Source organism: Thermotoga sp. KOL6 (assembly GCF_002866025.1).
Classification (GTDB): domain Bacteria; phylum Thermotogota; class Thermotogae; order Thermotogales; family Thermotogaceae; genus Thermotoga.
The window spans coordinates 593,532-613,166 of record NZ_LNDE01000001.1 but is presented as its reverse complement, the minus strand read 5'-3'; the positions used below and the strand labels follow the sequence as shown (position 1 = coordinate 613,166).

The following is a 19,635-nucleotide window of genomic DNA, read 5'->3' as shown; positions in this document are numbered from 1 at the left end:
TATGGTGAGGGCTTATGACATCATTTTGAAGAAAAGAAATGGTGGAAAACTTTCTAAAGAAGAGATAAATTTCATGGTTCACGGATACGTAAGAGGTGAAGTGGCGGACTATCAAATGGCGGCGTTTTTGATGGCGGTCTTCTTCCGTCACATGGATGAAGAAGAGACTTACTACCTCACGGAAAGTATGATGCGCTCGGGAGAAATTCTCGACCTTTCCGAGATTCCAGGAGTGAAGGTAGATAAACATTCCACCGGTGGGGTTGGTGATAAGACAACTTTGGTTGTTGCACCACTCGTTGCGTCTTGTGGTATACCTGTTGCCAAGATGTCTGGTAGAGCTCTAGGACACACAGGCGGAACTATAGACAAGTTGGAATCGATTCCCGGTTTCAAGGCAGAACTTCCACTTGACAAGTTTATTGAAAACGTAAAGAAGTACGGGATAGCCATAGTGAGTCAGACTGGGAATCTGGTACCCGCAGATAAGAAAATATACGCTCTTCGAGATGCGACGGCAACCGTCGACGAGATGTCTTTGATCGCCTCGAGCATAATGAGCAAGAAGTTAGCGGCTGGAAGTGATGCTTTTGTTTTGGATGTAAAGTTCGGGACGGGAGCTTTTGTAAAGGACAAAGAGGAGTCAAGACGCTTAGCGAAATTGATGCTGGAAATAGCAAAGAAGCATGACAAGAAAGCGGCCGCTGTTCTTTCGAACATGAATCAACCTTTGGGAAAATACGTGGGTAATTCTTTGGAAGTCATAGAAGCAATAGAGACACTCAAAGGTAACGGCCCGAAAGACTTGGTAGAACTTTCTATAACGCTCGGAGCTTTGATGTTAGATCTTGCGGGTGTTTTCTCTTTTGAAGAGGGGAAAGAGGTCTTAAGGAAAAAGATAGAAAACGGAGAAGCTTTGGAAAAATTTCGGATTCTCGTGAAAGCACAAGGTGGAGATGAGAAGATCGTAGATGCACCTTGGGAAACTTTACCGGTTTCGGAAAGGGTGGAAGAGTTCAAAGCAGACAAAGAGGGATACGTGTCTTGGATTGACACTGAAAAAGTCGGAACCGCTTCGATGCTTCTTGGAGCGGGGAGAAAGAGAAAAGAGGACAGAATAGATCACAGTGTGGGGATCGTGATTGAGAAGAAGCTGGGAGACTTTGTAAGGAAAGGGGAAACCGTTGCCAAAGTTTTCTTCTCAGAGAAAAGCGACCTGGAAGCAGCTATGAATCTTTTGAGGGAAGCATACTTCATATCTGATACTTCTCCTGGACCTTTCAAAGTAGTGGAAGAGGTGATTAAATGAGGCAGTTGGTTCTCGTCTTCTTACTTTTTGCAGCATCAATTTTCGGTTCTTATGTGATAAGTGGCGAAAAGGCATTTCCCATTAGGACCATTTCAAAAGATGGAGAAATTTATGTGTACGTGGAAGATTTACAGCCAATAGGTGTTGGTTACATCCATGCCAACGGGTATCATTACGTGGTTTACAACGATCATGTTCTTTTTGTGAAGGAAGGGAAGGTAATACTAGATTTTGTGGAAGAATTGTCCTCTCCTTTGTTTCTCAATGGGAACCTTCTTTTGTCACTAGACTCTGTAAAAAAAATGTTGAGTGACTATCAAATCTACAGACACGGGGAGACTGTTCTCGTTTACAACTCGCTTCCGATAATTTTGTCTGCCTCTAAGGAGATGAACAAAATAACGATTTTATACACTGGAACATTGGTGCCGGATATGGTAAACGTGGAAACAACCTTCGGTAAAGTAGAAATAACTATATCCCCTGTTGTGGAAAGTATACCATCTGTTTCAGAGTATGTAAAAGTGAAGCTCGGCAAGCACGAAGTCACATTTACTGTTGAACTTGGTGATTTTTATCCAGACGTGAAAATCTCTTTTGAAAAGGGAAAACTGGTGCTCAATCTTTCCCTAATAGAAGGTTTCTTCGGTAAAATGAAGTTGGCTGATGGGATCGATTTCGAGCGGAAGATTGAAGAGTTCGATGAGGGAGAAAAAACAGTTGTCAATTACCTGAGTATGGATCTCAAAAGAGTTTTGGTCAAACCTGTCGTAGCCGAAAAGGGTTTTGGGTCGCTTGAACGTCTCGACAGAATGGTGGAGAGAGTTGGAGGTATTGCGGGTATAAACGGGAATTACTTCGATCCTGTGACGAAATTTCCCATTGGCCTCGTAGTGATAGATGGGAAACCGTATTCAACCATGTTCTCTGGCAGGCCCGTTTTTGCAATCACGGAAGAAGGGAACGTCTTTATAGGAAGGGTACTTGTGGATATCACTTTGATGGTGAACAACGTGCTTTTCCTTGTAAAAGGAATAAATTCGCTCGGTGAAGGCGAGGTTTTAATTTACACAAAGGAATTTTCACGTGAAATTCCTAGGAAAGAAGATAAACTGTATTTCGTAGTAGACGGTAATGCTGTGAAGCAAGTAGGATACAAAGAAAAAGCCGAGGGTTCTGAATACGTGGTTGCTATTTCCAAGAAATACGAAAAATACCTTTCAAACTTGAAAGAAGGAGACGAGGTTTTCCTTTCCATTCAACCCAATATTCCCCTCCGTATCAGACATGCGGTTGAAGGTGGTCCGCTTTTGATAAAAAATGGGGCACCAATTCCCGACGCTCAGGAAGAGAAAGCACGATACGGTGGTGGGATTGCCTATGCAAAAGCTCCAAGAACGGTTATCGCTACAAAGGATGGAAAGCTTTGGTTCATCGTTTTTGAAGGTTATAATCATATAACGAGGGGATTGGATTATGATGAACTCGTTAATTTCCTCCTTGCCAGAGGATTCGAAGACGCCATGTGCGTTGATGGAGGGAGCTCATCGGTTATGGTGGTGGGAGGAAGTATTTTTGGTAAGGCGGAGAGCAGTACAGCTAGTATACCTGTGGGAATCGTTGTTTGGGAGAAAAAAAGGACGGAGGTGGGTGAGTGATGGGGAAATTGCAGGATGTGCGCTCGGCAGCTCTGATTGGCCATAACGGATCTGGAAAATCTTTGCTTTTGGCACAGATTCTCTACAAATTGGGAATCATCGATAAACCTGACACCAAACATGTGGATTACGACCCCGTGGAAGGAGAAAAAGGTGCCAGTTTTTCTTCACATGTAGCGTCCTTTGAGTGGAAAGGACGGGAGATATTTTTGATAGATACGCCTGGGTTTGGTGATTTTATATCTGAGGTCATAAATGGCATCTTCGTTTCGGAGAACATAATATCTGTGGTAAACGCGGTGGCAGGTGTGGAGATCCAAACTGAACGAACTTGGAATCTGGCTGAAGAAATGAAAAAGCCTATTATGGTATTCGTGAATCAGATGGACAAAGAGAGAGCGAATTTCGACAATGTTGTGGCCGAATTGAAGGAAAGATTCTCCAGGAAGATACTTCCCCTCGTTGTTCCAATAGGTGCAGCGGAGAGTTTTGAGGGAGTAGTGGACCTTCTGAAGAGAAAGGCTTACAGATACGAGAGCGGAAAAGTAGTTGAAAGCGATATGCCGGATGAGTTCAATGATCTCAGATCGGAAATACTCGAAGATATTGTTGAACAAGATGAAGATCTCATGATGAGATACCTGGATGGAGAAGAAATCAGCTATGAGGAATTGATGAACGTTCTTCGGGAAAGCTACAGGAAAGGAGAGGTTGTACCGGTAATATCTGGATCTGCCCTCAAGGGGATAGGAATAGAAATACTTATTGACTATTTGGGAGATATTGGGATCTCTCCCGCAGATGCGTCTCCTTACAAAGCGGAGATGGAGGATGGAACAGAAACGGAAATTGCTTTTTCTGAAGAGGAGCCGTTCTGTGCTTACATCTTCAAATCGGTTGTCGATCAGTTCGTTGGAAGAATCACCTTTGCCAAGGTTATTGCGGGTACTTTAAAAGGTGGGGATACAATCATCAACGTTCAGAAAGATGTATCGGAAAAAGTAGGGCACGTTTACCTACCTGTTCTCAAGCAACAAAAAGAAGTAGATGCTGTCGGTCCAGGAGAAATATTGGTTCTCTTGAAACTCAAAGAGGGAGCTGTTGGTGAGACTCTCGCACACAAAGATAGAAGAGTGAAAATTGTTCCTCCGAACTTCCCAGAACCCATGTTCTCTCGTTCCGTCCACCCAAAATCTAAGTCAGATATAGACAAAATCAGTGGGGGGCTTTCGAGACTTTCGGATTCTGATCCAACTTTCGTGTGGGAATACGATCCTGAAACGGGTGAAACAGTGATCTCTGGTCTTGGTGCTATGCATCTCGATGTTATGGTAGAAAGGTTGAAGAAAATTTTCGGTGTCGATGTAGAAGTCGGAAAACCCAAAATAGCTTACAGAGAAACTATTACAACAACGGCCGTGGCAGAGCACAAGCACAAGAAACAAACTGGCGGTCATGGACAGTATGGGCACGTGAAGATCCAGCTTGAACCTCTTCCAAGAGGTCAGGGTTACGAATTCGTCGATAAAATAGTTGGCGGCGTGATACCAAGAAACTTCATTCCTTCCGTCGACAAGGGAATCAGAGAGGCTATGAAAAAAGGAGTACTGGCAGGTTATCCGGTAACGGACGTGAGAGTAATTCTTTTCGATGGTTCTTACCACGAAGTGGATTCTTCGGATATTTCGTTCCAAATAGCCGCGATACAAGCCTTTAAGAAAGGGATGGAAGCAGCAAAACCGGTGATTCTCGAGCCAATAATGGAAGTTGAAGTCTTCGTTCCCGAGGAGAACGCTGGAGATGTGATGGGAGAGATTTCCAGTAGAAGAGGGAGGCCCCTTGGTATGGAACCATCTGGAAAAGGAATGGTGAAAGTAAAAGCAGAGGTTCCCTTGGCAGAAATGCTCGACTTTTCTAGTAAACTTTCTTCCATCACCAGCGGAAGAGGATATTTCACAATGAGATTTCAAAGGTATGAAATAGTTCCTCCAAACATTCAAGAGAGGATCATCGAAGAAAGAAAAAGGGAAATGCAAGAACAGGAGAAATGAGATGGACATAAAGAAATTGGTAATATACGAAGCGTTTGCAAGAGCTTATCCTGGAGATAAAGGTAAGAAATTTGACTCGCTTGCAAAAGATTTGGAAAGAATCAAGGGGATGGGCATCAACACTGTGTGGTTGATGCCCATTCATCCTCCTGGTGTGGAGGGAAGGAAAGGAACGCTCGGCTCACCATACGCGATTCGTGACTACTATGAGATAGATCCTTACATAGGAACCAAAGAAGATTTCAAAAGATTCATTGAAAGAGCACACGAGCTGAACATGTTTGTTCTAATGGATATGGTTTTGAATCACGCAGCCGTTGACAATGTATTGATCAAGAAACACCCAGAGTGGTTTCTCAGAGATGAAAAAGGCAATTTCGCGCGAAAGGTCCCGGATTGGTCGGACGTCGTCGATTTCGATTACTCCAATGGAGAACTTCGTGAGTATATGATAGGGATGATGGAGTATTGGGTAAAGGAGTTCGATGTGGACGGTTTCCGATGTGATGTAGCTGGTCTTGTGCCTCTCGATTTTTGGCTACAAGCTAGGTCGAAGCTGGATAGAATTAAGAAACTCATTTGGATTTCAGAAACCCACGACCCTCATATGTATCAGGCGTTCGATATAACCTACGATTACGATGGTTATTACCGTTTCAGAGATTTTATCGAAGGAAAAGGAAGCTTGAGGGAATACATCGACTTTTTGAGGATGCAAGATCATATATATCCACGAGGGTATCTGAAAATGAGATTCCTTGAGAATCACGATCAACCGCGAATAGCAAAACTTTTATCCCGTGAAGCACTGTTGCATTGGATTGCTTTTCTTTTCACAATGAAAGGAGTTCCGTTGATCCATAATGGTCAAGAGTACGGTCTCGAAGAGGATTTGGACATCTTCAACGAGTACACACTTCCCATTCCTTCAGAGGAAAATGATATATTTCTCCTCCACAAGCAATTTGCCAATTATCGGCTCAGAACGAGTGTGTTTTCGCAGGGAGAAATGATTTTTTTGAAAAACGATCAACCTGAAAAAGTGATATCCTATCTTTGGAAACACGAAAACAAATTTTTGCTGTGTGTGTTGAATCCTTCATTGGAAAACTTGTGTGTTACGCTCGATTTTTCAGGAATATGGAGTGATGTGTGTATACATTCCAAAAACATTTTTAACAACGATCTTTTTAGAGTATCTGTGAGAAATTCTCATGCCAAATTGGAGATTAGAAAAGAACCTCTGGTTCTTTCCTTCGTTCTCTATTGAGAGCGGGTGATAGAATGAACGTTGGTGTTGCGAATCTTCGGGTCAGGGTTTTCGGTGTGAGGTCTTTGAAAGAGAAGAGGAGTATTTTGAAAAAGTTGATGAACGATTTGCGAAAAAAGTACAACATCTCCATTTCCGAAATTGGTGCCCATGATTCGAAAAGTTTCTTCGAAATAGGAATCGCCATGGTAAACACGAACAAGGCTTTGATTGAGAGAGTTTTTGATTCCATTGAGGATTATTTGGACTTTCTCCCTGGCATGGAAGTGGAGTGGATGGAAAGAGAGGTGTGGTAACGATGACCACAGTTGTGAGTGAATTAGAAACGATAGTAAGCAGGATTCTATCAAAACGGAGGATAACTCACGTGAGATCGGTGATAGACTTTTCAAAAAAACTCGGAGAGATATACGGTGTTGATTTAGATAGATTGGAATTGGCGGCTCTTTCGCACGACATGTTCAGAGATATCCCACCCCGAAAACTTTTGAAAATAGCTCAAGTGTATGGTTTGGAAATTTCCGAGTTGGAGAGAATACATCCTGTGTTGCTTCATGGAAAGGTGGCAGCGGAATACCTCAAAAGACGATTCAACGTAAACGATGAAGAAGTACTTCTGGCAGTAGCCTATCATACTTCGGGGCACGTTAGTTTCAAAGAAATAGGGAAAATTCTTTTTATAGCTGATTCTCTCGAATACACACGCGATTTTCCAGGAGTCGACGTACTGAGGAAAATCGCTTTCAGAAGTTTAGAAGAAGGATTTTTCCAAGTTTTGAAGAACAAAATTTTCTACGCAGTGGGAAGAGACCTTCTTTTGATACCAGAGACCGTAGAACTTTGGAACAGTATTCTCATGAAAAGAGGAGGGCACGTCGATGAAGAAGTCGAGTAAAATCATCTTGACGATTGTTTTGATATTTGTGGCCATTGTTTCGGTCGCGTTTCTTTACTATCGTTCGTTTCTTACTTCCCCCGATTACAGGGCAAGTGCAGTTCATTACTTGTTCAGGGTTGATGATGAGAGTTACTTTGTTAGAATTGATGATGAAAAAAGAATGGTTTTCGTTGTCTCTTTTCCAAAAGAGTCCTACGATCCCGTGAGAAAGGAAACTCTCTTCTCTGAAAGACCTTTGAGCGATTTGGAAAAAATGGAAAACCTCCTTGGAGTCAAGGCAGAAAGGGTGTTTTACTCGGTTATGTCGAAGGAAGAATTTCAAAATCTCTGCCGAAATATTCTTAATACGAATTGCGAAGATTTTCCCGATTTTGTTAAAGAGCTTTCTAAAAGAAAGATGAGATTCTTTGATTTTATCTTCGTTGGAAGTTGGGTGAAGAAGTTTGGATTCAATAACTTGAACAGATTCGCTTTGTACAAACTCCTGGAAAAGGTGTCAAGCTACGCTATTGACATATTTGGCCCCCCCTCGATTACTAAGAAACCTGTTACGATTGAAGTCAAGGGCAGAGAATACAAAAGATTGTATATTGACCAAGAAAAATTGAAGGTCATTTCCGGGGAGATGAAAAATTGAGAATTGATCCTCTCGGAGGAGAGCCTCTGAAGAATCAAAGAATAAAAGGAAAAAAGTCCAAAAGGACAGCGGGAGTGGGGGATTCCAAGAAGAAGGAATTTTTTGAGGTAATGGAAGATCTCAAAGAAGCCCAGTTCGAAAAGCTTCTCGAAAAAGCGGTAGAAGAGGTCGTAAGTGCTGGAAATGAATTGGTGAGATCTCCCACCCCCATGAACCTGAAGAGATACAAAGATGCCATAAAAGAATTTTTGAGAATCGTCGAAAAGAAGATTTACAAGCTTTCTGGAAGTTTTGACATAAACACCGGTAGAGTGAAGCTTCATCTTGTAGTGGAAGAAGTGAATGAAAGATTGATAGAACTCACCGAAAAAATTATGAGCAACGAATGGCATACTATAAATCTTGCCGCCAGAATAGAGGAAATCAACGGTCTGATTTTAAACCTCTACCGTTGAATTTCGAGTGACAAATCTACGAATACGCCTCCAAAAGTCAATCGGCTCGTGGATATGAGATCCACCGTTTCTAGGTCATATTCTGTCAAATTCTCTTCCGTGATGCCCCCGGAAACTTCAATTATCACATTTGGATTCTTTCTTTTAACTTCTCCAGATATTTTTCTCACTTCTTCTGGAGTAAGATTATCCAACATGACAATGTCGGCTCCAGCTTCAACAGCTTCTAAAGCATTTTCCAAGTTTTCAACCTCAACCTCTATTTTTTTGGTAAAGGATACCATCTTTCTGATTGCACGAATAGCCTTCTCTACACTCCCGTAAATTTTGAGATGGTTGTCTTTCAACATAACGCATTCGCTAAGGTTGAAACGATGGGAATCTCCTCCACCGTGGATCACAGAGAGTTTTTGAAAGAGACTACTACCTAAAATCACTTTTCTTGTTGCTGCGATCTTTGCATGTTTCAATTTCTGAGCAAATCTCCGGGTAACGGTTGCGGTCGAGAACATCAAAGCCAAAGTGTTCAGCAGAGTTCTTTCAGTCAGAAGAATTTTGTACGCGTCTCCTGAAAGTTTCCCTATTTCACCTTTTCTCGTGATAAAATCTCCATCCTTTACAAAAAAAATGGTAGCAATGCCCTGTCTTTCGGTGAACTGTTGAATAATTTCGATTCCGGAGGCAACTACGTTTTCGGTTTTCAAGATTATGGAAGCTTCAGTTTTGATGCCTCGCAAAGAAAAGGAGGCAAGGTCTATACTTCCTTCATCTTCTTCCACTTGTTTCATCAGAATACGAATTAGCCTATCCATGTCCTCACCCCATAATTTCGAACATCTTGAGAATTGGCGCTTTTGCTTTTTCAAGGACGTCATCTGGGAGTACTACTTCAAACGACTCCGTCTCCAAAGCCAAGAGAGAGTTTTCTAGGGTGTTTTTCTTCATGTTCACACACACCGTATTTTCCAACGGCACAAAATTTTTATGTGGAAACTTCTTTCTCAATTTGTGTACCATTCCAATTTCCGTTCCTACCACAAAGGTCTGTGAAAGATCGATTTCTGGAATTTGTTCCATCTGACCTGTACTTCCTACGTAATCTGCATTATCTCTCACTTCCTTTGGACATTCTGGGTGAACCACCACTCTGGCGTTCGGAAATTTTTTTCTTGCTTTTTCGACAGAGGTTGGGTCAAATTGATGAACAGGACAATACCCATTCGCTGGCATTGGAATTATTCTCTTTCCTGTCTTTTCAGCTACATACTCTGCAAGATTCTTATCTGGGCCAAAAAGAATCACTTCTGAATCTACTTTCTCGATCACATCTATTGCGTTTGCAGAGGTACAAATAACGTCGGCCATGGCTTTACATTCAGCAGTACTATTCACATAGAGTACCACAGATGCCTCAGGATATTTTTCTTTGTATTCTTCTATAATTGTTGGAGTAAGTCTATTTGCCATTGGACAAGTTGCATTTCTATCTGGTATTATTACCTTCTTTTCAGGATTCAAGATTTTTACGAGTTCTGCCATGAAATCCACTCCGAGAAAAAGAATTCTTTTCTCCTCCAATTCGATAGCCAGCTTTGCAAGTTGAAGTGAATCTCCTACAAAGTCTGCTATATCTTGAATTTCTGGTATCTGATAGTTGTGTGCGAGGATGATGTAGCCTTTTTCTTTTTTCAATTTAAGAATTTTGTTCACCATTGTTTTTTCCTCCTTAGCCAAAGATGATTTTCGACTCCAGATTTTTCAGTGTTCTCAGAATAGAATAAACTGTTATTATGCTAGTTTTGGGATTTTCAGGAGAAGGTAGATTCTCTATTTTGAATTCGTATCTTCCCACATCTGAGTCGACTTCGATAGTGTGGATGTTGTGTGAAATGGAGGAGTCTGCTATCATCCTCACTTTCACTTTTTCGAAACCAACCACGAGGCCCACGGTCGAGGCAATGTTTATATTCCTTGGGAACCGTTTGGCTGCTTCTTCCACGGATCCATCAAAAACAACCGTTTGGCCTTTGATATTCAATTCCAAATTCTTGGGATGTTTCTTTGTTTCGATGTGTACCTGCTTTACGGAATCCTTTATGGCAGAGATGAGATCGATTCCACCTATTGCCCCTGACGGAAAGAAAACCTTTGTTGGTGAGTGTTTCAATGTTTCGAAAAATTTTTCTCTGAAGACTTTGTCGGCAAAGGCACTGGTACTGATGATGAGATAATTTACTTTACTTTCTAGAATTTGAAAGGAAAGTTCTTTGACCGCCTCAGGTGAGGCACATTCGATTACGGTATCAACATCGGGTGGGATATGGAAAGTTTCAAGTTGATAAGCGTTCGGAAGTGTTAACCTTTGATACTTGTCGAAGATGTATGCTTTCTCGAAACTGGCCATCCTAAAAATTTGTTTTCCTATATTACCCATACCAATGATCAAGAGTTTCATCCTTTACACCCCCAAGATAATTTTACATCTGCTGTAAATTATTGACAAGTGTTTGAGGGTTGAACGAAACATTTCTTCATGTTATAATCTTTTCCGGCATGTTTGGATAGAAGGGTCTTTTCAAGAGAAATTGACTATGTTATAATATGTGAATGAGGTGGGGCCGTAGCTCAGTTGGGAGAGCGCTACCATGGCACGGTAGAGGTCGTGGGTTCAAGTCCCATCGGCTCCACCAGCGGGGGCCCCCGTAGTTCAACGGATAGAACGGCGGATTCCTAATCCGCAGATGGAGGTTCGATTCCTCCCGGGGGCACCACGAGGAAGGGTTATTGAGGTGGGCCGTTAGCTCAACAGGTAGAGCACCTGATTCTTAATCAGGGGGTTGCAGGTTCGAGTCCTGCACGGCCCACCAGATTTTTTTGGGAAAGCAAGTGGAGGCCAGCCCGGCTTCCCACCCTGGAGCCAAAGAGCTTCCAGGGTAAATATCCCTCGAGGATACAGCTTCTAAGGGAAGCGGGCTTTTTGCCCGTTATTTTTTATAAGTAAAGGAGGCGATCAGTATCGGTTCGAACGTGGATCTTCCAAGAAATGAACAGATAAGGTTCCCAAAAGTCAGGGTGGTAGACGAGAATGGGAAGCAAATCGGTATCATGCCAACGAGAAAAGCTTTGGAACTGGCAAGAGATAGGGGATTGGACTTGGTTCTTGTCGCTCCTAATGCGAATCCACCGGTTGCAAAGATAATGGATTATGGGAAGTACAAGTATCAACTTACCAAAAAACAGAAGGAAAACAAGAAAAAGACAGTTCAAATGAAGCAGATGAAGTTTCGTCTGAAAATCGATGAGCACGATTATCAAACGAAGGTGAAGCATATAAGAAGATTTTTAGAAGATGGTCATAAAGTCAGAGTTGTTGTGATGTTCATTGGAAGAGAGATGATGTTTACCGACAAGGGAAAAGAGATCCTCGAGAGAGTCATAAAGGACACAGAAGATCTTGCGATTGTTGAACAACCTCCAAAGGTTGAAGGAAGAGACATGTGGATGGTGCTAAAACCGAAAAATCCATAAGGGAGGTCTTGGAAATGCCCAAGATGAAAACAAACAGAAGCGCAGCGAAAAGATTTAGAGTTACAAGAAAGGGAAAGATCATCAGGAACCATGCTTACAAAAGTCATAAAACACGAAAAAAGAGAAGGAACGTTTTAAGAGCTTTAAGGAAAAAAGATGTTGTATCCAATGCAGACAAAGACAGGGTTCTCAGACTTCTTGGAAAAAAGTGAGGAGGGATGAACGATGCGAGTGAAAAGATCCGTACATGCCAAAAAGAAAAGAAGAAAATTCTTAAAGGAAGCCAAGGGTTACAGAGGTGCCCTCAGTAGAAGATATAAACTTGCAAAACAGATGTATGTGAGGTCAAAGTGGTACTCCTACGTTGGAAGGAAGTTGAAAAAGAGAGATATGCGGAAGCTTTGGATCGCAAGAATCAATATAGCTGCTCGAAACGAAGGCTTGAAATATAGCGAATTCATTCATGGTTTGAAATTAGCGGGAGTATCTATAAACCGAAAGATGCTTTCTGAACTTGCTGTTAACGATCCGGAAGCTTTCAGAGAGTACGTGAAGATAGCCAAAGAAGCGCTGGCATCGTGAGGTGTTTTGGATGTTGGAAAATACAAAAAAAATTGCTGTGATGAGTGGAAAAGGTGGGGTTGGAAAGACAACAATTGCAGTGAATTTGGCCGTTTCTTTGTCTGCAGAGGGTTACAAAGTTGGACTCCTCGATCTCGATCTCCATGGCCCCAACGTTCAAAGGATGTTAGGAGTTTCCCTTCCACCCTCCGAAGGTGAGAAGATAGTACCGGCAAAGTATGGAAGTTCTTTGAAAGTATTCTCTCTCGCAATGATTTTGCAAGAAGGAGCTCCGGTGATTTGGAGGGGTCCGTTGAAACACAAAGCCATAGAGCAGCTTGCAAACGACGTTGAATGGGGTGAGATTGATTATCTGGTTTGTGATCTTCCACCAGGAACTGGAGACGAAGCGCTCTCAACCTTTCAGGTGATCAAACCAGACGGTGTTGTCATTGTTTCAACACCTCAAAAGGTCGCAGGAGACGATGTGAGAAGAGCTATGAATTTTGTAAAAAGGCTGGGTGGTAAGGTGATAGGAATAGTAGAGAATATGTCTTATTTGGTCTGCCCGAATTGTGGAGAGAAGATATTCGTCTTCGGAAAAGGTGAAACCGAGAAAATAGCGCAAGAGTTCAATGTATCCCTTCTTGCCAGAATACCAATGGATCCAGATATTGTTTCCCTTTCCGATGAGGGGAAACCCATCGTTGTCTATAAAAGAGGAACAAGCATAGAAGAAGAATTCAGGAAAATCGTTGAGAAAATTCTTTCTCTGTGACTACTCTGTCCTTCCCACGCTGTTTCGCCAGATAGAGGGCCATATCGGCCCTCTTTATAGTTTCAGAAGGATCTTCTGGAGGAAGATACTCCGCTACTCCGAAACTCATGGTGATGTGGTAGAGATTTCCTTCATCTTCTTTAACGAGTTTTCTCACCTTCTCTGCTGCTACTTTTGCCTCGTCCAAAGGAGTTCCGGGAAGCGCTATTATGAACTCTTCTCCTCCATACCTTCCGATCAGATCACTCTTTCTCAGAATGGAAGATAATTTCTTACCCACCCAATTCAACACTTTGTCACCAATTGTGTGACCGAATTGATCGTTTATTTTTTTGAAATCATCGATGTCACACATGATAAGAGAGACAGGAATTCTGTATCTGTTTGACTTGTAAACCTCTTCTTCAAAGCGCTCCATGAAATACCATCTGGATAAGACGTTGGTGAGTTGATCTCTTATACTTCTGCTTCTGTACAGACGTTCTCTGAGAGCGATGGACAACATGTTCCCAAACTGTTCGAGTATTTCTATCATTTCCCATGCTACTTTCTCGTCACACTCTAGGTCTGTCTCGACATACATCATCATGTTATGTTTCATATCCAAATTGAACGACATGCTTGTTCTAAAAGGCGCAATTTCGAGGAAATCTGATTTGATGGGAGTTTCCAAAAAAGATGTGGAAAATTCTTCCAGAACTTTGTTCGTAGAGCGTTCTATTAGTTTTATCGAAAAGTTTTTGAACGGTATCGATTCCGAAAGTTTTCCTGCGGCGAATTCCATGATTTCTGAGAATTCTCTGTTGGGTTCTAAAGATGAAAGAAATGCGTGGAAATAGCTTTTATCTCTCGCAGGATGGGAGTTTTCCATTTCTCCCAACTTCCTTGCAACTTCTCTCATCCCCATCAAATCGTAAATCAGAATTGCCTTGCGTAGGAATCGTTTTGCTTTGAAATTTTGGTTTAGGGACCTATAGAACTTGTACATGGTTTCGTAAACTAATGCTAGCATAAGATTCGAAGAGTTTTCTATGTTTTCTCTTTCTAATTCTTGAATGAATTCTTCGAAACCCTCCGGATCGAGTCCTGCCAATCTTTCAGCGAAAATATAGGCGATTTCTTCGTTGAAAAATTTATGAGGATTTTCCTTCCTTTTGTTCCAAACGTTCAAAAATTCTGCGTCATCTTTGGCGAGAACCATATCCCTCAAAAAGTTGAAACCGAATCTGTTGAATTCTGGTTCATCTTTTTTCAATAACGACTCCGCAGTCTTGAAATTCTCACTGAAAAGGTAGTTTATCACAAGACCACGAAGTGCTCGCCTCTCGATACGATGTTTTTCTTCTATTTCAAGTTCCTTCTTGAAAATTTTCTCCGCATTTTTGTAATCTTTTCTGTGGAGATGGTAAAGTCCCTCCAAAAAGTACGTGTATGAAAGAATGGAAGCGTTTTCAAAGAGTTCGGATTGTTTTCTGAGAAGCTGAAGCTGGGTCAAAAATTCCGAAATTTTTCCTTCGTATAAGAGGCTCCAAACCAAGTTGCTTTCGTCAACAATGGCAAGATTTGGATCCAATTTTCTGGACAGATCAAGGGAGAGATTGAAGTAGTAATTGCTCATGGCCCTGGTCCTTGAAACGATCCCAAGAGCTCTATAGCCGAGAATTTGCACATCTACAAACCCCTCTTCGGAGGCGATTCGCATGGCTTCTTTAAGATTTTCTCGCTTTTCTGTGATGTGGAACATTTCACAGAGGAGACGTGCTTTCAGGTACAACCTCTCTTTTGTAGAGAATATTTTCTCCCTAAGCAATTTTTCCACAGATTCGATTAATTCTTCCGGCACTTTTTTACCCAATCTTGTGTACTGATGAAAAACAACTATGAGTTTGTAAAGATCGGCGAATGAAAATTCTTTCTTTTTCAAAAGATTTTCTGAACCCGTAACCATCTTCTTTTTGAGTTCTTTGAACCTTGAAAAGTGAAATTCTTCTTTTTCGAGACTTCTATAATCTATTCTGAGAAGGAGCTTTGTCTTTAAACTTTCGATGAAATAATAGGGTTTTTCAAGAAATTCCTCCAATTTTTTCAAATGTTCGATCATTGAACGAGTTTTCTCATAATCCCAGAAATGTTTTCTCACGTATCTTAAGATCTGAAGAGATCTGGTGACTTTGTCTTCAATGGCGAACACGTGTTTTATTATGAGATGTTCGGGTAGGTTCTCGATCAGTTTTCTGTGGAGAAGAATCCTTTCATTCTTTCCGATCTTTTCGTAGTAGTATTTCCAAAATTCCTTAAGCGAGAATCTGTAAAGTCCATCCTCCACGAGAACAACGCCTTTGTTTTGAGCTTTCGCTAAGGCTCTCAGATAGTCTCGCCCTGTTATCTTTCCAAGAACTTGAACCTCCAAACCTGAGAATTTTTGTCCAAGAACACTCAGTTCTCTGATTTCCGAGGAGTCACATTCTCTGAGAATGGGTTCAAAGACTTCGAGCATACTACATTTCTTTACATCTGTTTTGTATAAGGCTCGCACTATCTCTGCGATGTAACCAGGAAGCCCTCTACTGAGATTGTAAAGCAATTTCACCTGATCGTCCGTGATATTGCCAACGGCTTTTTCTAGGAGCACGCGAGTTTTTTCTAGGGAGAATGGAGAGAGTCTGTATTTTATATGAAAGAAGTCGTATTCTTTGGTGGACGTGGCCAGGACAGCTATATCTGTTTTTGTTTTTATAAGCGATAGCTCTTTTACAAACAAAAACAAATCAGACCCTTCTGAGAAGTCGTCAAGTATCAATATTTTCCTTTGACCATCATCCAATTGAGATATCAAATCTATTTCGTTGGAGACCCCGTACCACATCTTCAGATCTTCAAGGGTTGTGATGTGATGAACCAAATACCCATCTTCTCTCAATTTGTCTGACAGAACGGTGACCATCTTTGTTTTACCTACTCTTTGTTCACCGAATACCAATATCAGCAACGGGAAGTGCGGAGAAGATTTTATATCTTCTTTTATTCTTTCTTCCTCTTCCCTGTGCAAGTATGGAAATTTAAACACATTTGCCTCAAAATCGAAAATTTCATCCTTCAGTGCAACGTATTCCAAACCATGAATTTTCAGAAAACGAAAGAGTACCCTTTGAGTTATTTCTGGGTCTTTTTCTTTAAAAAAGACAATTTTATCTGGTTTTCTAGATAGATCATCAACAAAGGCGGGAACGAAAAACAAGCGATCCCCCAACAACAGATCATCCATGCCCAATGAGGGAACAATGATTCCCGCTTTTGCCAGAAACGAAAAGAGAGCAACGAGCTGTTTTGCCAAGTTTTCACTAAGAGTCTCAACGGGTCTCAAATCGTAATAAGGATAAAAGAACAAATACTTCCCTTCTGATATCTTCAGTTTTTCCGGTATAAGAACATTCGGTATTCCAAGCCTTTTGAGCTTTGCATACTCGTTGAAAAGAAAGGATCTGTCTACTGAAGCGTTCACAATTTTTAGAATCTTTTCCTCACCGTCTTCCTCTACGAGAAACTCATCCCCCCAGTAGGTTTCTCTGAGAAGTTTTTTCACTTTCATGACTCACACCTTCTTTGAATCTCCTCAAAAGATGTTCTATGACTTCCGATATTACATCCGATATCGGTCGATTTTCGAAGGTTACACCGGCTGCTCTTGGATGCCCTCCTCCTCCCAATTCGAAAGCGACTTCGTTTACATTGAACCAATCCTTCGATCTCATACTGACATGTATCTTTCCCCTTGGGAATTCCATGAACAAGATAGCGACTTCCACTCCTCTGATCGATCTCAGCTCACCTACGAAACCCGAACTGTCTTCGTCTGTGCAGTTGTGTTTCAAATAAGTATCATAATCAATGTAAGAATAAGCGATTTTCCCGTTTTCAAGGAGCTCCAACCTTTCTAAGACTTCTGCGAAAAGTTTGAATTGCTCGAATCGTTTATTTTCCAGGATCTCTTTTGCAACAAAGTGAGCATCTGCTCCCATTTTTACAAGTTCGTACGCATCACCGAACACTCTGATGTCTGCATTCGAATGTCTAAAAAAGCCCGTATCCGTTGCTATTCCCAAATAGTTCAAGGTAGCCAGATTTGGATCGTATTTCACACCCATTGCTCTGTTCAATCTGAAAATCATTTGAGCAGTGGCAGCAAATGATGGATCAACCCAGTTCCATTTTCCAAAAAGTGTGTTCGTTGAGTGATGATCTATGACAGCGGACGGAATATCTTTCAAAAGATACTGATACCTCCCTATCCGATCCGGTGATGAAGCGTCAACCACGAGAATAAGATCTGGTTCAATAGTAGGATTCTCCTCTATTTTTTCTATGTGGGGAAAGTTTTCGAATACATATGGAACCTTGTAATCGATAGTTGCTTTTACTTCCTTCCCGATTTTTTCCAATCCGATAGTTAAACTAAGGACGGAGCTTATGCAATCTCCATCTGGCATTATATGTCCCACAACGAGTATTCTGTTGTGACCGGATATTACATCGATGATTTCGTTCATTCAAAACACCTCCACGGCCGTTTTCAGAATTTTTTCGATCTTTCCTTGAACCATCTTGGTTGTCCTGACCACTTCTTCATGTGAAAGCCGTCCATGTGTGATACCGGCAGCCATGTTCGTTACACAAGAGAATACGATCAACTTCAATCCGCAATGTTTTGCTGCTATCACTTCAGGAACGGTTGACATTCCAACAAGATCCGCACCGAATTTCTTGAAAGCTTTTATCTCTGCAGGGGTTTCATAACTCGGACCAAGAACTCCTATGTAAACTCCCTCCTTGAAATCTATTTTCCCTTTGAGTTTCTTCACCCATTCTGGATCAGCAATAGAAGACATGTCGGGAAACCTTGGACCAATCCGCTCATCGTTCGGTCCCCTCAAAGGATTTCTGAACATAAAGTTTATCACGTCTCTTACTAAAATCACTTCACCCGGTTTATACGTGGGATTTATCGCTCCGGCCGCATTTGTTATTATCGCTCCTCTTGCTCCCAGTTGCTTTGAGACGTAAACCGGGAAGACAACAGTTTGTGGCTCGTGACCTTCGTAGAGATGATATCTTCCAGCCATCACCATAACGGAGCGATCTTTAATCTTTCCAAAAACCAGTTTTCCCCTGTGCCCTTCCACTGTGGGTTGTGGAAAGTGGGGAATCTCTTTATAATCTATAGTAATAGGATCTGACATGCTATCTACGAAAGAACTAAAACCAGATCCCAGAATAATAAGAATATCTGGTGGAATCTCTATTTTCTCTCTTATATAGGAACTTGCTTCTTCGATTTTTTTCATCATTTCGATTTTTTCTATCATGGTTTAACGATCACCTCCTTTTAACTATTCTACTACAAAAGAGGTGTTGAACATGTATCCAAGGGTTTTGATAAATTTAAAGGAGATAGAGAAGAACGCAAGAAAAGTTGTTGAAATGGCTGGTGCTAAAGGTATAGAAGTGGTAGGAGTTACCAAAGTGACGTTGGGGGATCCCCGTTTTGCAGAAACTTTACGGAAGGCCGGCATAAAAATACTTGGAGAGTCTCGGATAAAGAATGTCTTAAGAATGAAGAAGGCGGGGATCGATGGACCCTTCATGTTGTTGAGGCTTCCAATGATGAGCGAGTTGGTTGAAGATGTCAAACACTTCGATTACATAATGGTTTCCGATCCCCAGGTAGCTAAGAAGGTAGACGAAATAGCCAAAGAGATGAAAAGGGACGTAAAACTCATATACATGATAGATGTAGGAGACTTAAGAGAGGGTGTATGGTTTGAAAGAGCTGTTGAGGAAATTGCTCAATGCAAGGGTTTAAATATTGCGGGAGTAGGAACGAACTTTGGATGTTACGGCGGAATAATTCCCACCAGGGAAAAGTTTGAGGTCCTTCTCGATGTAAAAGAAAAGCTCGAAAAAGAGTATGGATTCAACATAGAAATAGTTTCAGGGGGGAATACCCCTACTCTGTATGCACTTGAAAGAAACGAGATTCCAGAAGGTATAAATCAATTGAGGATAGGAGAAGCAATCGTTCTCGGAAGAGATATTACCAACGATCGTGTTATAGAGTGGCTTTCTCAAGATACGTTCATAATCGAAGCAGAAGTTATAGAAGTTAAAGAGAAACCTTCTGTTCCTGTTGGAAAGAGAGGATTGGATGTTTTCGGAAGAAGAGTAGAGTTCGTTGACAAGGGTATAAGAAAAAGGGCTATTTGCGCTTTGGGAGAGCAAGATATAGATAGCAGAGGTCTCATACCGATGAACGAAGGTATAGAAGTTCTACATGCATCCAGTGACCATATTGTTCTGGATGTTACAGAGATTGGTGATGTGAAAATAGGGGACGTGTTCAGATTCAGAATGACTTACTCTTGCCTTTTAAAAGCAATGACATCTCCCTTCGTTGAGAAAATCTATGAACCGTCACCTTGACGGCTGAGTCCTA

The 19,635-nt window shown here is 41.5% G+C and carries 19 protein-coding genes and 3 tRNA genes; 16 read left to right on the top strand and 6 right to left on the bottom strand.

All coding sequences use genetic code 11. The annotated features are described in order from the left end of the window. Positions 1-4: 4 nt before the first annotated feature. Genes AS005_RS03260 through AS005_RS03225 form a run of 8 tightly spaced genes read left to right on the top strand, consistent with a single transcriptional unit; the run spans position 5 to position 8,278 of the window. Entirely contained in the window at positions 5-1,309 is a 1,305-nt protein-coding gene (locus AS005_RS03260; RefSeq protein WP_101510239.1) for a pyrimidine-nucleoside phosphorylase, read from the top strand. Next, a complete protein-coding gene (locus AS005_RS03255) occupies positions 1,306-2,967 on the top strand; it encodes a phosphodiester glycosidase family protein (RefSeq protein WP_101510238.1) in 1,662 nt (553 codons plus the stop codon). Before AS005_RS03260 ends, AS005_RS03255 begins: the two co-directional genes overlap by 4 nt. Further along, entirely contained in the window at positions 2,967-5,018 is a 2,052-nt protein-coding gene (fusA, locus tag AS005_RS03250) for an elongation factor G (RefSeq protein WP_101510436.1), read from the top strand. The genes AS005_RS03255 and fusA overlap by 1 nt, the downstream gene beginning before the upstream one ends. A gap of 1 nt (position 5,019) precedes the next feature. Then, entirely contained in the window at positions 5,020-6,288 is a 1,269-nt protein-coding gene (locus AS005_RS03245) for an alpha-amylase family glycosyl hydrolase (RefSeq protein WP_101510237.1), read from the top strand. 14 nt (positions 6,289-6,302) lie between these two features. Beyond that, the gene (locus AS005_RS03240) at positions 6,303-6,584 is read left to right on the top strand and encodes a DUF503 domain-containing protein (protein ID WP_101510236.1); all 282 of its coding nucleotides are present in this window, start codon (positions 6,303-6,305) and stop codon (positions 6,582-6,584) included. Between the two features lie 2 nt (positions 6,585-6,586). Further along, positions 6,587-7,183 carry a bis(5'-nucleosyl)-tetraphosphatase (symmetrical) YqeK gene (gene yqeK / locus AS005_RS03235; protein ID WP_101510235.1) on the top strand — a complete coding sequence of 199 codons (597 nt, stop codon included), beginning with the start codon at positions 6,587-6,589 and terminating at the stop codon, positions 7,181-7,183. Then, positions 7,167-7,823 carry a hypothetical protein gene (locus AS005_RS03230; protein WP_101510234.1) on the top strand — a complete coding sequence of 219 codons (657 nt, stop codon included), beginning with the start codon at positions 7,167-7,169 and terminating at the stop codon, positions 7,821-7,823. Before yqeK ends, AS005_RS03230 begins: the two co-directional genes overlap by 17 nt. Further along, positions 7,820-8,278: a YaaR family protein gene (locus AS005_RS03225; protein WP_101510233.1), complete on the top strand. Its 459-nt coding sequence runs from the start codon at positions 7,820-7,822 to the stop codon at positions 8,276-8,278. Before AS005_RS03230 ends, AS005_RS03225 begins: the two co-directional genes overlap by 4 nt. Here AS005_RS03225 and nadC read toward each other — a convergent pair. Genes nadC through nadX form a run of 3 tightly spaced genes read right to left on the bottom strand, consistent with a single transcriptional unit; the run spans position 8,269 to position 10,733 of the window. Further along, entirely contained in the window at positions 8,269-9,090 is an 822-nt protein-coding gene (gene nadC, locus AS005_RS03220) for a carboxylating nicotinate-nucleotide diphosphorylase (protein WP_101510232.1), read from the bottom strand. The two genes, AS005_RS03225 and nadC, sit on opposite strands and share 10 nt — an antisense overlap. Positions 9,091-9,094: 4 nt before the next feature. Next, positions 9,095-9,991 (bottom strand): quinolinate synthase NadA, encoded by an 897-nt coding sequence (gene nadA / locus AS005_RS03215; protein ID WP_101510231.1) that lies wholly within the window; start codon positions 9,989-9,991, stop codon positions 9,095-9,097. A gap of 13 nt (positions 9,992-10,004) precedes the next feature. Then, a complete protein-coding gene (gene nadX / locus AS005_RS03210; RefSeq protein WP_101510230.1) occupies positions 10,005-10,733 on the bottom strand; it encodes an aspartate dehydrogenase in 729 nt (242 codons plus the stop codon). Positions 10,734-10,892: 159 nt separating this feature from the next. On the opposite strand from nadX, the gene AS005_RS03205 reads away from it, so the two are divergent. The 7 genes from AS005_RS03205 (at position 10,893) to AS005_RS03175 (ending at position 13,145) form a co-directional block, all read left to right on the top strand. Beyond that, positions 10,893-10,968: transfer RNA gene (locus tag AS005_RS03205), tRNA-Ala, on the top strand. Between the two features lie 6 nt (positions 10,969-10,974). Further along, positions 10,975-11,049: transfer RNA gene (locus AS005_RS03200), tRNA-Arg, on the top strand. Positions 11,050-11,069: 20 nt separating this feature from the next. Continuing rightward, positions 11,070-11,145, top strand: a tRNA-Lys gene (locus tag AS005_RS03195). Between the two features lie 160 nt (positions 11,146-11,305). Then, positions 11,306-11,806 (top strand): translation initiation factor IF-3, encoded by a 501-nt coding sequence (gene infC, locus AS005_RS03190; protein ID WP_233186214.1) that lies wholly within the window; start codon positions 11,306-11,308, stop codon positions 11,804-11,806. Between the two features lie 14 nt (positions 11,807-11,820). Continuing rightward, positions 11,821-12,018 (top strand): 50S ribosomal protein L35, encoded by a 198-nt coding sequence (rpmI, locus tag AS005_RS03185; protein ID WP_101510228.1) that lies wholly within the window; start codon positions 11,821-11,823, stop codon positions 12,016-12,018. A gap of 13 nt (positions 12,019-12,031) precedes the next feature. Continuing rightward, the gene (gene rplT, locus AS005_RS03180; protein WP_101510227.1) at positions 12,032-12,388 is read left to right on the top strand and encodes a 50S ribosomal protein L20; all 357 of its coding nucleotides are present in this window, start codon (positions 12,032-12,034) and stop codon (positions 12,386-12,388) included. Between the two features lie 13 nt (positions 12,389-12,401). Beyond that, positions 12,402-13,145: an Mrp/NBP35 family ATP-binding protein gene (locus AS005_RS03175; protein WP_101510435.1), complete on the top strand. Its 744-nt coding sequence runs from the start codon at positions 12,402-12,404 to the stop codon at positions 13,143-13,145. Here the strand turns inward: AS005_RS03175 and AS005_RS03170 are convergent. From AS005_RS03170 to AS005_RS03160, 3 genes are read right to left on the bottom strand one after another with little or no spacing between them, the layout of a single operon-like run. Continuing rightward, positions 13,111-16,734 (bottom strand): tetratricopeptide repeat-containing diguanylate cyclase, encoded by a 3,624-nt coding sequence (locus AS005_RS03170; protein WP_101510226.1) that lies wholly within the window; start codon positions 16,732-16,734, stop codon positions 13,111-13,113. The genes AS005_RS03175 and AS005_RS03170 overlap by 35 nt on opposite strands. Further along, complete coding sequence (locus AS005_RS03165) at positions 16,691-17,692, bottom strand: bifunctional oligoribonuclease/PAP phosphatase NrnA (protein ID WP_101510225.1); 1,002 nt, start codon at positions 17,690-17,692, stop codon at positions 16,691-16,693. Before AS005_RS03165 ends, AS005_RS03170 begins: the two co-directional genes overlap by 44 nt. Then, the gene (locus AS005_RS03160) at positions 17,693-18,490 is read right to left on the bottom strand and encodes a purine nucleoside phosphorylase I, inosine and guanosine-specific (RefSeq protein ID WP_101510434.1); all 798 of its coding nucleotides are present in this window, start codon (positions 18,488-18,490) and stop codon (positions 17,693-17,695) included. 70 nt (positions 18,491-18,560) lie between these two features. On the opposite strand from AS005_RS03160, the gene AS005_RS03155 reads away from it, so the two are divergent. Further along, positions 18,561-19,622, top strand: coding sequence for a lysine racemase (locus AS005_RS03155; protein ID WP_101510224.1), 1,062 nt, complete (start codon positions 18,561-18,563; stop codon positions 19,620-19,622). Positions 19,623-19,635 lie beyond the last annotated feature (13 nt).